Annotated in this window: 7 protein-coding genes and 1 pseudogene; 7 read left to right on the plus strand and 1 reads right to left on the minus strand. The window is 66.7% G+C overall.

Annotated features, from left to right (window positions below; genetic code table 11):
• Positions 1-312 precede the first annotated feature (312 nt).
• Genes glgA through glgX form a run of 6 tightly spaced genes read left to right on the plus strand, consistent with a single transcriptional unit; the run spans position 313 to position 10,981 of the window.
• Positions 313-1,863 carry a glycogen synthase GlgA gene (gene glgA / locus ACSZPK_RS18310; RefSeq protein WP_437882955.1) on the plus strand — a complete coding sequence of 517 codons (1,551 nt, stop codon included), beginning with the start codon at positions 313-315 and terminating at the stop codon, positions 1,861-1,863.
• A complete protein-coding gene (gene treZ / locus ACSZPK_RS18315) occupies positions 1,863-3,620 on the plus strand; it encodes a malto-oligosyltrehalose trehalohydrolase (RefSeq protein WP_437882956.1) in 1,758 nt (585 codons plus the stop codon). The genes glgA and treZ overlap by 1 nt, the downstream gene beginning before the upstream one ends.
• Positions 3,617-5,680 (plus strand): 4-alpha-glucanotransferase, encoded by a 2,064-nt coding sequence (malQ, locus tag ACSZPK_RS18320; protein ID WP_437882957.1) that lies wholly within the window; start codon positions 3,617-3,619, stop codon positions 5,678-5,680. Before treZ ends, malQ begins: the two co-directional genes overlap by 4 nt.
• Complete coding sequence (locus ACSZPK_RS18325; RefSeq protein WP_437882958.1) at positions 5,673-8,483, plus strand: malto-oligosyltrehalose synthase; 2,811 nt, start codon at positions 5,673-5,675, stop codon at positions 8,481-8,483. The genes malQ and ACSZPK_RS18325 overlap by 8 nt, the downstream gene beginning before the upstream one ends.
• Positions 8,480-8,812: a DUF2934 domain-containing protein gene (locus ACSZPK_RS18330; protein WP_437882959.1), complete on the plus strand. Its 333-nt coding sequence runs from the start codon at positions 8,480-8,482 to the stop codon at positions 8,810-8,812. The genes ACSZPK_RS18325 and ACSZPK_RS18330 overlap by 4 nt, the downstream gene beginning before the upstream one ends.
• An 18-nt stretch (positions 8,813-8,830) precedes the next feature.
• The gene (glgX, locus tag ACSZPK_RS18335) at positions 8,831-10,981 is read left to right on the plus strand and encodes a glycogen debranching protein GlgX (RefSeq protein ID WP_437882960.1); all 2,151 of its coding nucleotides are present in this window, start codon (positions 8,831-8,833) and stop codon (positions 10,979-10,981) included.
• Positions 10,982-11,181: 200 nt separating this feature from the next.
• Here glgX and ACSZPK_RS18340 read toward each other — a convergent pair whose 3' ends face one another.
• Positions 11,182-11,472, minus strand: coding sequence for a chorismate mutase (locus ACSZPK_RS18340; RefSeq protein WP_437882961.1), 291 nt, complete (start codon positions 11,470-11,472; stop codon positions 11,182-11,184).
• 243 nt (positions 11,473-11,715) lie between these two features.
• Here ACSZPK_RS18340 and ACSZPK_RS18345 point away from each other — a divergent pair.
• Positions 11,716-13,563 (plus strand): annotated as a pseudogene (locus ACSZPK_RS18345) (type VI secretion system Vgr family protein); the annotation flags it as partial.
• Positions 13,564-14,176 lie beyond the last annotated feature (613 nt).

Raw genomic sequence — 14,176 nt, forward strand, 5'->3', positions numbered from 1 at the left:
CTCCTCTCGGGCTGGCTTGCCCGTGATGCTTCGAAACAGTGCGCATGCACAAAGTTCACGCGCGGTCCCGGTCCAGGGCCGGACGGTTTCCAGCGCTCGCCGACAACCGACGGATGGACGGTAAAAAAGTCGAAACTTCCGCGCCGCAGAGCCAGTCATCCACAAGGTGGGGGGCATTTCTCATCGAGGATCGAACCAACCAACGAGCGAGACGGTAGGTGTCGGCACGCCCGATGCAACGGTAGCGCAGGCATGTGGAGTGGCACGGGCATCGCTGTCCGGCCGGAGGCTGAACGACAACGGAGAGAGACCATGGCAAATGCTGCTGCGACCGCCAACGGCGACAAGAGCGAAACACGGGTCACCCGTCCGTCTTTCCATCTGGAATCCATGAACAGCCAGAAGAAGCGCGTGCTGTTCGTCACCAGCGAATGTTCCGACTTCATCAAGGCCGGGGGCCTGGGCGACGTGTCCTCCGCGCTACCCAAGGCGCTCAGCTCGCGCCACGACATTCGCGTCTTGCTGCCTGGCTACCGGCAGATCGTCAACGCCGGCCATGAGATCCGTATCGTCGGCCGCATGGGAGGCCATGCCGCCCTGCCCGCCTGCGAGGTCGGCCGCATCGACCTGGCCGATGGGCTGATCGTCTACGTGCTGCTCTGCGCCGAACTCTACGAGCGCGATGGCACGCCCTACGGCGACGAACGTGGCCATGACTGGCCGGATAACCACATCCGCTTCGCCCGCCTGGGCCTGGCCGCCGCCGAGATTGCCGCCGGCACCGCCGGCATCAGTTGGTGCCCCGAGCTGGTGCACGCCAATGACTGGCCGTCGTCCCTGGCTCCGGCCTACATGGCCTGGCGCGGCCAGCGCACGCCCAGCGTACTGACCATCCACAACCTCGCCTACCAGGGGCTGGTGCCGATGGAGTGCAGCCCCGAGCTGGGCCTGCCAGCCTCGGCCTGCTCGCCCGACGGCATGGAATTCTACGGCAAGCTGTCGTTCCTCAAGGCCGGCATCGTTTATTCCAGCCACATCACCACCGTCAGCCGCACCTACGCCCACGAGATCACCACGGCAGACTTCGGTTGCGGTCTCGACGGCATGTTGCGCCGCAAGGTGGACGAAGGGCTACTCAGCGGTATCACCAATGGCATCGACGACAGTTGGGAGGCGTCGACCGACAGGCATCTGGTGGCGACCTTCGACTGCAACGAATGGCAGGGCAAGCGCGCCAATGCACGCCACGTCGAGCAACTGTTCAGCCTGGACCGCGACGAAGGGCCGCTGTTCGCTGTGGTCTCGCGCCTGGTGCAGCAAAAAGGCATCGACCTGACCCTGGCCATCGCCGAACGCATCGTCGCCGCTGGCGGGCGCATGGCCGTGATCGGGCGTGGCGAAGGTGGCCTGGAACAGGCCCTGCTCAAGCTGGCCCAGGATCATCCAGGGCGGATCGGGGTGAATATCGGCTTCAACGAGACCGATGCCCGGCGCATGTTCGCCGGCAGCGACTTCCTGCTGATGCCGTCGCGCTTCGAGCCCTGCGGCCTGAGCCAGATGTACGCCCAGCGCTTCGGCTCGCTGCCTGTTGCCCGGCGTACCGGCGGCCTGGCCGATACCATCGAGGATGGCGTCAGCGGTTTCCTGTTCGACGAAGCCGATCCCGAGCATTACTTCGCGGCCGTGCAACGCGCCATCAATGTCTACCAACACCCCGAGCTGCTCAACGCCATGCGCTGCAAGGCCATGGCCTCGCCGCAGTTCTGGGCACAGTCGGTCGATCCTTATGACCGTCTCTACCAGCGCCTGCTGAAGAACGCCGCTCGCCAATTGCCAGGAGCGGTCGCCCGGGGTCAGGCTTGATGGCCACGCCCGAACGCAGCCACGGTGCCGTGTTGCTGGACGACGCGAGCACCCGTTTCGCGCTCTGGGCACCCTCCAGCCGCGCAGTGGCGCTGGAGTTGGCCAGCGGCGAGACTCACGCCCTGCAACAACGGGCCGATGGCTGGTTCAGCGCAACCCTGCCTTGCGCCGCCGGTACGGCCTACCGTTTCATCATCGAAGGCCACCTGCATGTCCCCGACCCCGCCTCGCGCGCCCAGGTCGATGGCGTGCATGGCTGGAGCCAGGTAGTCGATCCCCGCCGCTACGCCTGGCGCAATCCGGACTGGCCGGGCCGGCCATGGCACGAAACCATCCTCTACGAGGTACACGTCGGCTTGCTCGGCGGTTTCCTTGGCGTCGAGGCCTGCCTGCCGACGCTGGTCGAGCTGGGCGTCACCGCCATCGAGCTGATGCCCCTCGGCGAATTTCCCGGCGAGCGCAACTGGGGCTACGACGGCGTGCTGCCCTTCGCGCCGCATCGCCGCTACGGCACGCCCGACGAACTGCGCGGCCTGATCGACAGCGCTCACGGTTTGGGCCTGATGGTATTCGTCGACGTGGTCTACAACCACTTCGGCCCGGACGGTAACTACCTGCATGAATACGCCAGGGCGTTCTTTCGCGAGGACGTGCACACGCCCTGGGGCGCGGCCATCGATTTCCGCCGCCCGCAGGTACGGGATTTCTTCTGCGAGAACGCCCTGATGTGGCTGCTCGACTACCACGTCGACGGCCTGCGCCTGGATGCGGCGCATGCGATCAATGACAATCCATTCCTGATCGAGTTGGCACAGCGCGCGCGCGCGGCCGTGGCCGGCGACCGCCACATCCACCTGGTGCTGGAGAACGAACGCAACGACGCCGACCTGCTGCGACAAGGCTTCGACGCGCAGTGGAACGACGACGGCCATAACGTCCTCCACCATCTGCTCACGGGCGAACAGGAGGGCTACTACGCCGAGTTCGCCAAGGATGCCACGGCCAAGCTGGCGAGTTTCGTCGGCGAAGGCTTCATCCACCAGGGGCAGAGCGACCGGCATGGCGAGCCCCGTGGCCAGCCCAGCGCGCACCTGCCGCCAAGCGCCTTCGTGCTGTTCCTGCAGAACCACGACCAGGTCGGCAACCGCGCCCTGGGCGAGCGCCTGGCCAGCCTCGTCGCGCCCCAGGCACTGCGCGCGGCCAGCGTGCTGTTGCTGCTCGGCCCGATGATCCCGCTGTTGTTCATGGGCGAGGAATGGGGCTCGCGCCAGCCCTTCCTGTTCTTCACCGACCATCACGCCGAGCTGGGCGCCGCGGTACGCGAAGGGCGTCGCGCGGAGTTCGCCGAGTTCAGCGCCTTCGCCGACCCGCAGGCGCGCGAAGCGATCCCCGACCCGAACGCCCTCGCCACCTTCAGCGCTTCGCTGCCCGACCATGACCCCGGCAACCACCCCGAGCATCGCACCTGGCGCGCCTTCTATCGCCACCTGTTGCACCTGCGCCAGGCGCAGATCGTGCCGCGCCTGGTCGGTGCCCGCGCACTTGGCGTGGAGGTATTCGGCGCCAAGGCGATCTCGGCGAGCTGGCGCCTGGGCGATGGCAGCCTGCTGCGCATCGACCTGAACCTGAGCGATACAACCCGGCCGGTCAACCCTCCAGAGGCCCACGCCACCCTGCTGTTCGGCCAGGCCATCCACACCCACCAGGGGCAACTGCCGCCCTACAGCGCAGTTGCCCTGCTACAGGACGCAGCATGAGCGACAGTCAACTCGCCGACCTGGCACACGCCGCCGGCATCAGCACTGCCTGGATCGACGCCAATGGCCGCCAGCAGCATGTCAGCCCGCCAGCCCAGCGTGCCCTGCTCGAAGCGCTCGGCTATCCGGCGCAGAGCCCGCAGCAGATCGCCAGCAGCCTGGCCACGCTGCAGCATGCAGAGCAGGAGGCCGGCCCCGGACCGCTGATCGTTCACCAACAGGGCCACAGCCTGGCGCTGGGGCAGTATTTCCGTAGCCATACGCGCTGCCAGATCAAACTGGAAAGCGGCGGCATCATCGACGCCAGCCTGGATGCCGATGGTGGCCTGGCGGCGATCGCCGAGTGCGGCTATCACCAGCTTCTCATCGCTGACCAGGCGCTGGCCCTGGCCATCGCTCCGCCGGCCTGCCCGAGCCTGCGCGAGCTGATCGGCCGCGACCATGCCTGGGGCCTGACCGCCCAGGTCTATGCCCTGCGCCGCCCTGGCGACGGCGGCCTGGGCGACATGGCCGCGCTCGAGGCCCTGGCCCGCAGCGCTGCCGAGCAGGGCGCCGACGCCCTGGCGATCAGCCCGCTGCACGCGATGTTCAGCGCCAACCACGATCAGTACAGCCCCTACTCGCCCTCCAGCCGCCTGTTCTTCAATCCCCTGCATGCCGCCCCCGACAGCCTGCTCGGCCAGGACGAGGTGCTCTGCGCCATCGCCAACTGCAACCTGCTGGAAGAATGGCAGCGCCTCGAACAGCTGGAGTTCATCGACTGGCCGGCCGTGGCCAGCGCCCGTTACCGGGTGCTGCGGCGCCTGCATGAGCAATTCGTCGCCAGCGCGCCGGCCCGACTGGCCCTGGACTTCGCCCGTTTTCGCCAGGAAGGCGGCGACGCGCTGCTCCAGCACTGCACCTTCGAAGCCCTGCACGGCGTCATGAAACAGCAGGGCGAGTCTGGCGACTGGCGCGTCTGGCCGGAACACTATCGCGCCCCTCAGCACGCGGCCGTGGAGCGTTTCGCCATCGAACACGCCCAGGAAGTCGAGCTGCACGCCTTCAACCAATGGCTGATCGCCCGCGGCCTACAACGCGCGCAAGACGCCGCCCGCGAAGCCGGCATGGGCATCGGCCTGATCGCCGACCTGGCGGTGGGCGCCGACGGTGCCGGCAGCCAGGCCTGGGCCAGGCAGAGCGAGCTGCTGCCATCGGTAACCGTCGGCGCGCCGCCGGACATCCTCAATCGTTCGGGCCAGGCCTGGGGCGTTTCCGCGTTCTCGCCCAAGGGGCTGCGCCAGCATGGCTTTCGCGCCTTCATCGAGATGCTGCGTGCCAGCCTGGCCCATGTGGGGGGCGTGCGTATCGACCACGTCATGGGCCTCAAGCGCCTGTGGGTCATCCCCCAGGGCGCCGAATCCCGCGAAGGGGCCTACCTCGACTACCCATTCCAGGACCTGCTGCGCCTGCTCGCCCTGGAAGCCTCGCGGCATCGCGCGCTGGTCATTGGCGAAGACCTCGGCACGGTGCCGGACGGCCTGCGCGAAGAACTGGCCCGGCGTCATCTGCTGGGCATGCGCGTACTGCTGTTCGAACAGCGGGATGGTCGCTTCATCGCGCCGCCACACTGGCCACGGGATGCGCTGGCGACCACCACGACCCATGACCTGCCGAGCATCCGAGGCTGGTTCGCCGGGCGCGATATCGACTGGCGCCTGCAGGCCGGCCACTGCACCCCGGAACAGACCGAAGTCGATCGCCAGCACCGCCCGGGAGAAGTCGCGGCGCTGCGCGCGGCCCTGGCCGAACAGGGCGAGCTGGAGCATGGCGACAGCGACGAGCACTGCCTGGATGCCGCCATCGGTTTCATCGGCAAGACGCCCGCACCGTTGGTGTTGCTGCCGCTGGAGGATGCCGTCGGCGAACTGGAACAGGCCAACCTGCCCGGCCCCGGCAATATCCACCCGAACTGGCGGCGGCGCTGGAGCCGCAACGCCAGCGAACTGCTCGACCAAGCCGATGCCCGGCGTCGCCTCGCACGCCTGGACGCCGCTCGGGATGGCCGCCAGCATGATTGATCTGCGGGCAACCATCCGCCTGCAACTGCACCAGGGTTTCACCCTGGATGACGCCGCTGCGCAGGTGCCCTATTTCGCCCGGCTCGGTATCAGCCACGTCTATGCATCGCCGCTGCTCAGCGCACGGCCAGGCTCGCTGCATGGCTACGACGTGATCGACCCGACCCGGGTCAATCCCGAACTCGGCGGCGAACCGGCCCTGCAGCGCCTGGCCGCTGCCCTGCATGCGCAGCGCATGGGCCTGATCGTCGACATCGTGTCCAACCACATGGCCGTCGGCGGCGATGGCAACCCCTGGTGGCTCGACGTGCTCGAATGGGGCGCGAACAGCCGCTATGCGCAGTTCTTCGATATCCAGTGGCAATCCCATGACCCACTGATGGTCGGCCAGCTGCTGGTGCCCTTCCTGCGCAGCGACTATGGCGAGGTGTTGGCCAACGGCGATATCAGCCTGCATTTCGACAGCCATGACGGCAGCCTGTATGCCCGCCACTACGAGCATCGCCTGCCGCTGACGCCATCGAGCTACGGCGAGGTATTGCGCCTGAGCGGCGACAGCGCCTTGGTCGACCTGGCACCGTCCTTCGATGCGCTGCAGGGCGAACCCAATGCCTGGCGCCAGGCCCCGGCCTTGCGCCAGGAACTGGCCTACCTCGCCCGTCAGCAGGCTTCGGCGGCGGCCCTGGAAAAAGCCCTGCGACTCTACCGGCCAGAGACCGAGCAAGGCCTGCTGCGCCTGCACAACCTGCTCGAACGCCAGCACTATCGGGTCGCCAGTTGGCGCACGGCGACGGACGATATCAACTGGCGGCGCTTCTTCGACATCAACGAGCTGGGCGGCCTGCGCGTCGAACGACCGGAAGTGTTCGAAGCCACCCACGGGAAGATTTTCGAACTCATCGAACAGGGCCTGATCGACGGCCTGCGCATCGACCACATCGACGGCCTCGCCAACCCACGGGCCTATTGCCGGCGGCTACGGCGTCGCGTGCAAAGCCTGACAGGCAAGCGCCCCCAGGCCTTGCAGCAGGCCCATTTGCCGATCTTCGTGGAAAAGATCCTCGGCGCCGGCGAGCGCTTGCCTGGCGACTGGAAAGTCGACGGCACCACCGGCTACGAATTCATGAACCAGGTGTCGCTGCTGCAGCACGATCCATGCGGCGAACAGCCGCTGAGCGCACTCTGGCATGCACTCAGCGGCCGCCCGGCCGACTTCCTGGCCGAGGTTCGCGAAGCGCGGCAACTGCTACTGGCCACCGCCCTGGCCGGCGACCTGGAAGAAGTCGCCCAAGGGCTGTTGCAAGTCGCCCGCGGCGATATCGCCACCCGCGACCTGACCCTCGGCGCGATCCGCCGGGCGCTGCTCGAATTGATCAGCAACTTCCCGGTCTATCGCACCTACGCTGGCGCGGCGGCACGCAGCGAACAGGACCGGCGCTGCTTCCAGCAGGCCCTGGCCGGCGCCCATGAACACCTCGGCGAGGCCGACCGGCCCCTGCTCGCCCACCTCGACCGCTGGCTCGGCGGCCAGCGCCTGCGCGACGTGCCGCCCGGCCCGGCGCGGCGCCTGCGCCAGAAGGTGCTGACGCGCTTCCAGCAACTGACCTCGCCGACGGCGGCCAAGGCCGTGGAAGACACCGCCTGCTACCGCTCCGGGGTGCTGCTGTCGCGCTACGACGTGGGCTTCGATCCACAGCATTTCAGTGCACCGGCAAGCGCATTCCACACCGCCTGCGGCGAACGCGCGGCCCGCTTGCCGCGCAACCTGCTGGCCACCGCCACCCACGACCACAAGCGTGGCGAGGACACCCGCGCACGCCTGGCGGTACTCAGCGAACGGGCCGGCTGGTATGCCGAACGGGTGCGGCACTGGCTCGGACTCGGCACCAGGCTGTGCCGCGACCTCGACGGCGAAACGGCCCCCAGCGCGGCCGACCAGGCCTTGCTGTTCCAGGCCCTGCTCGGCAGCTGGCCACTGGAGTTGTCGGCCGAGGATAACGAAGGCCTGGGGAACTATGCCGAACGCCTCGCCGGCTGGCAGGAAAAAGCCCTGCGCGAAGCCAAGCTGAAAAGTACCTGGAACACACCCAACGAAGCCTACGAGTCAGCCTGCCGCAACTACCTGGATAGCCTGCTTCGCACGGAGCGAGGGCATGAACTGCGCAGCTCCATCGCACAGGCCGTAGCCGAAACTGCAGCGGCTGGCGCGCTCAACAGCCTGGTCCAGTGCACCCTGCGGCTGACCACGCCTGGCGTGCCGGACCTGTACCAGGGGACCGAGTTCTGGGACTTCAGCCTGGTCGACCCGGACAACCGGCGCCCGGTGGACTACAGCGCGCGCGCCGAGGCCCTCGGCCATCTGAACGAATACGCCGAACTGATCCAGCGCTGGCGGGACGGTCACCTCAAGCAGGCCCTGATCCACGCCCTGCTGAGCGTCCGCAAGGCCCAGCCGCAGTTGTTCAGCCAAGGCGACTACCGACCGCTGAGCGTGGAAGGCGTACACGCCGACAAGGTCCTGGCTTTCTCGCGCAGCCATGCCGACCGCCACCTACTGGTGGTGGTGCCACGCCTGGCCCGCGACCTGCTTGGCGACAGTCCGCTGCCGCACATCCCTGCCGGGCGCTGGGGCGATACCCGCGTGCGCCTGCCGCAGGCCCTGGACGCAGGTCGCCTCACCAGCCTCTGCTCCGAACGCACGTTCCACGGCGACCAGGGCAGCTTGTCGCTGGCCGAGGTGCTGGTGGACTTTCCCGTCAATGTCCTCTGCCTGAAATCCTCTCTACAGGAGCACCGCCCATGAGCGCCGACGAAACCCGCATCCGTGAATTCGCCTATCAGATCTGGGAGTCCGAAGGGCGCCCCGATGGCCAGGACCTGCGCCACTGGGAAATGGCCCGCAAGCTCGCCGAATCGGAAGCCGCCGGCCAGGCCGGCAAGCAGCAGCCGAGCACCCCGGGCAAACGCATCAGCAAGCCAAGGGCGGTGACCCTGGCCGAAGCCGAGGCCGGCGCCGACGAGCCGGCGCTGCTGAAAAAACCGCGCGCACCGCGAACCGCCAAACCCAAGGCCGAGACGGAGAAACCGGCGCTGCTGCAGAAACCCCGGGCACCGCGTACGCCCAAAGCCTGATTCGAAGCGGAGCCGTTCATGAGCAAGACAGACAAGGACAGCAAGACCATTGTGCCAGTCCAGCGCTCGCGGGTCAGTGAAGGACACCCCTTCCCCCTCGGCGCGACCTGGGATGGACTGGGCGTCAACTTCGCCCTGTTCTCGGCCCACGCCACACGGGTCGAACTGTGCCTGTTCGATGCCCGTGGCGAGAGCGAACTGGAGCGCATCGAACTGCCGGAGCGCAGCGACGAAATCTGGCATGGCTACTTGCCCGATGCCCATCCCGGCCAGGTCTACGGCTACCGCGTGCACGGGCCGTACGAACCGGATGCCGGCCACCGCTTCAACCCCAACAAACTGCTGATCGACCCCTACGCCAAGCAACTGGTGGGCAAGCTGCGCTGGTCGGAGTCGCTGTTCGGCTACACCATCGGCCACAAGGACGGCGACCTCAGCTTCGACACCCGTGACAGCGCCGCCCATGTACCCAAGTCCAAGGTCATCGACCCGGCCTTCACCTGGGGCAAGCACCAGCCAGTGCGCGTGCCGTGGGACAGCACGGTGGTCTACGAGACGCACCTGCGCGGCATCAGCATGCGCCACCCTGCGGTGCCGGAACACCTGCGCGGCACCTTCGCCGGGCTGATGAACCGCGACCTGCTGCAGCACATCCGCTCGCTCGGCGTGTCGAGCATCGAACTGCTGCCGATCCACGGTTTCGTCAACGACCAGCACCTGCTGGAAAAAGGCATGAACAACTACTGGGGCTACAACAGCATCGCCTTCTTCGCGCCCCACGCGACCTACCTGGCCAGCGGCCAGATCAGCGAATTCAAGGAGATGGTCGCGCACCTGCACGACGCGGGCCTGGAGCTGATCCTCGACGTGGTCTACAACCACACCGCCGAAGGCAACGAGCTGGGCCCGACCCTGTCGATGCGTGGCATCGACAACGCCAGCTACTACCGCCTGATGGCCGAGCAGAAGCGTTACTACATCAACGATTCCGGCACCGGCAACACCCTCGACCTCAGCCATCCCTGCGTGCTGCAGATGGTCACCGACTCGTTGCGCTACTGGGTCAGCGAGATGGGCGTGGACGGCTTCCGCTTCGACCTGGCGACCATCCTCGGCCGCTACGCCGAGGGCTTCGACGAGCGCCACAGCTTCCTGGTCGCCTGCCGCCAGGACCCGGTGCTGAGCAAGGTCAAGCTGATCGCCGAGCCCTGGGACTGCGGCCCCGGCGGCTACCAGGTCGGTGGCTTCCCGCCCGGCTGGGCGGAATGGAACGACCGCTTCCGCGACAACGTCCGCGCGTTCTGGCGCGGCGACGAGGGCCAGCTCGGCGAACTGGCCAGCCGCCTGACCGCGTCCGGCGACCTGTTCAACCAGCGCGGCCGCCGCCCCTTCGCCTCGGTCAACTTCATCACCGCCCATGACGGCTTCACCCTGCGCGACGTGGTGTCCTACGACCACAAGCACAACGAAGCCAACGACGAAGGCAACCGCGACGGCAACGACAACAACATCTCCTGGAACCACGGCGCCGAAGGCCCAAGCGAAAACGAAGAAATCCGCGCCCTGCGCCTGCGCCAGATGCGCAACATGATGGCCACCCTGATCTTCGCCCAGGGCACGCCGATGCTGGTGGCCGGCGACGAGTTCAGCCGCACCCAGCACGGCAACAACAACCCCTACTGCCAGGACAACGAGATCAGTTGGGTGGACTGGAACATCGACGAAGAAGGCCGGTCGTTGCAGGACTTCACCCGTCGCCTGCTCAGCTTGCGCCGCGCCTATCCGGTCCTGCGTCGCGGACGCTTCCTGGTTGGCGACTACAACGAAGACCTCGGGGTCAAGGACGTCAGTTGGCTGTCGCCCTGCGGCAACGAGATGACCCCGGAGCAATGGCAGGACCCGCACGCACGCTGCCTCGGCATGCTCATGGACGGCCGCGCCCAGCCCACCGGTATCCGCAAGGGCGGCGGCGACGCGACGTTGCTGCTGATCCTCAACGCGCACCACGACATGGTCAATTTCGTCCTGCCGGAGGTCGCCGAAGGCAACGCCTGGACCTGCCTGGTCGATACCAACCGCCCCGAACTGCGTACCCGCGAACAATTCGCCTTCGCCGACGAGTTCGCCGTCACCGGGCGTTCGCTGCTGCTTTTCGAACTGCTGCGCTAGGGGGTGTTGACGTTTCGGCTTGGCGGTTTTGAGGCAGGAGCGGACGCTTACGTTCACCGTCATTCCCGCGCAGGCGGGAATCCAGAAGCGCTTTTTTGGGCTCCCGCCTTCGCGGGAGTGACGGCTAAACACACCGAGTAATGACGTCCGCTCCTGCCTCGTAGCAGCCATTCAAGCTGAAACGGGAACAGGCCCTAGCTTCAGCTCGAAAGACCTTCCCGGATGCGCCGATGGTTGCTCACCACTTCATCGATCACCGCGCGAAAGACGTGCAGAACCAGCTCTTGCTTGACGCCATGGCGCGCCGCCAACTCGCCATACCTCAGTGCCTGCCCCGCCTCCCGGGCAGGATCGACCGCTTGCAATCGGCGGGTGGCCTTCAACAAGCCCACCTTGTCGGTCGCCTGGAATCGCAAGCCGAGCAGTTCGATGATTCGCTCATCCAGGCTGTCGATCTCGGCCCTTGCCGCCCACAGTTCATCGTCACTCATCAATGCCACTCCTCAGGGTCTGCCCCCTAAAATAACGTCCGCGCGTCTCCCCGATAAACCGGCAGATACACCGCGCACCTGCGAAATCCACGCTGCGGGTTCAACTGCGTACCTGAGCACAAAGCCATCGCGTCTTGCTGGACAGACGTGCCTCGCTGCTCTACAAAAGCCCCTCGCAACGGGAACCCCACCTTTTCGCTACGGTCTTTTCTGCTCCATGCGGTGATGATTACAAGGATGGCGATGGCAATTTCACAGCAAGGGCGCATGGCCCAGGTCACCAGCCCGCTTGGCACCGACGTGCTGCACCTGCAGCACCTGGATGGCCACGACGAGTTGGCCCGGCCATTCAGCTACGACCTGGCGCTGACCTCGGCCAACCACGCCCTGCCGCTCAACGCCATGCTGGGCAAGCCCATGGGCCTGGCCCTGCGCCTGGCGGACGGCAGCGACCGCTATTTCCACGGCATCGTCGCCACCTGCAGCCAGTCGGCCGGGCGCGGCCAGTTCGCCAGCTACCGGGTGGTCATCCGGCCCTGGCTGTGGCTGCTCTCGCGGACCTCGGACTGCCGCATCTTCCAGAACATGACGGTGCCGGACATCATCAAGCAGGTGTTCCGCGACCTCGGCTTCTCCGATTTCGAAGACGCCCTGACCCGCTCCTACCGCGAGTGGGAATACTGCGTGCAATACCGCGAGACCAGCTTCGACTTCGTCAGCCGGCTGATGGAGCAGGAAGGCATCTACTACTACTTCCGTCACGAGCAGGCCCGCCACGTGCTGGTGCTCGGCGATGCCTATGGCGCGCACCATGCGGCGCCCGGCTACGCCAGCGTGCCCTACTTCCCGCTCGACGACCAGATGCGCGAGCGCGACCACATCTACGACTGGCACCTGAACCACGAGGTCCAGCCCGGTTCGCTGGAACTCAACGACTATGACTTCCAGCGCCCCAGCGCGCGCCTGGAAGTGCGCTCGATCATCGAGCGGCCGCATGGCAACGCCAGCCACCCGCTGTACGACTACCCCGGCGAATACGTGCAAAGCAAGGACGGCGAGCAGTACGCGCGCAACCGCATCGAGGCCCTGCACACCCAGTACGAACGCGTGCGCCTGCGCAGCAACGCGCGGGGCATCGCCGCCGGCCATCTGTTCAGCATGACCGGCTACCCACGGGAGGATCAGAACCGCGAGTACCTGACCGTCTCCAGCCGCTGCACCATCACCCAGGAACTCTATGAAAGCGGCGCCGCCAGCGGCACCTTCCAGTTCGAGAGCAGCCTGGACTGCATGGATGCCCAACAGGTCTTTCGCCCCTTGCCGGTGACGGCACAGCCCATCGTGCGCGGGCCACAGACCGCCGTGGTGGTCGGCCCCGCCAGCGAGGAGATCTGGACCGACGAGTACGGCCGGGTCAAGGTGCATTTCCACTGGGACCGCCACGACCAGTCCGACGAAAACAGCTCCTGCTGGATTCGCGTGTCGCAGAACTGGGCCGGCAAGAACTGGGGCGCGATCCAGATCCCACGGATCGGCCAGGAAGTCATCGTCAGCTTCCTCGAAGGCGACCCCGACCGGCCGATCATCACCGGCCGCGTGTACAACGCCGAGCAGACCGTGCCTTACGAACTGCCGGCCAACGCCACCCAGAGCGGGGTGAAAAGTCGCTCCAGCAAGGGCGGCACGCCGGGGCAGTTCAACGAAATCCGCATGGAAGACAAGAAAGGCGCGGAACAGCTGTACATCCACGCCGAGCGCAACCAGGACATCGTCGTCGAGAACGACGAGACCCATGCCGTGGGTCGTGACCGCAGCCGATCCGTGGGGCGCAACGAAACCGTCGACGTCGGCGCCAACCGGACCAAGAAGATCGGCCGCAGCGAGCGCTACAGTATCGGCCACAACAAGACGGTCAACATCGGCCGCTTCAAGGTCGAAAGCATCGGCATGGCCAAGATGACCAACGTCGGCATGGGCTACAACCGCAACATCGGCATGGCGATGTTCTCCGCCATCGGCCTGAGCCGTACCGACTTCATCGGCAAGACCTGGTCGGTGGCGAGCGGCGACAAGATCGAGTTCAAGGTCGGCGACTCGCAACTGACCCTGACCCCGGACGCCATCTACCTCAGCGCCAAGGACATCCACCTCAAGGCCGAAAAATACCTGCACGCCGATGCGCCATCGGACATCCTGCTCAACTCCGGCACCTCGCAAGCGGCACCGGAGCACAGCGGCAAGGTCGAGCCCGGCACGTCGGTCGGCGCTCTCGGCGTGGTCGCCGGTGTACTGCGTGACCTCGGCTCGCAAGTGCTGAACAAGGTCCTGGGCAAAACGGCCAAAGAGCCGGCCGCGACCCAGGACAGCCTGACCTTGCAAAGTACCCAGGCGGCAGCCAGCGTGGCCCCCGCCTCGACGTCGGTGAGCACGGGCCTGGGCAGCGCGGTGGATGCCATCGCCGCCCAATCGCCCACCCTGCAAGGCAACCTGCGTCAACTGCAGGAGGAAGGCTGGCAGATCGCCTACGGCCCGGCTGGCGAAGGCACCTACGTGCAGCAGGAAGGCGACCTGAACAAGATCGTCATCGACGGCGACCTGCGCAATGACCCAAGCACCGTGGCCCAGGTCCTGGCCCACGAGGCCGGCCATGCGACCAACCCCTACGAGGCCGACCTGACCTCGCGCGCCGCCTATGTCCAGGGCG

The sequence above is a fragment of the Pseudomonas sp. LRF_L74 genome (assembly GCF_965644255.1).
Lineage (GTDB): Bacteria > Pseudomonadota > Gammaproteobacteria > Pseudomonadales > Pseudomonadaceae > Aquipseudomonas.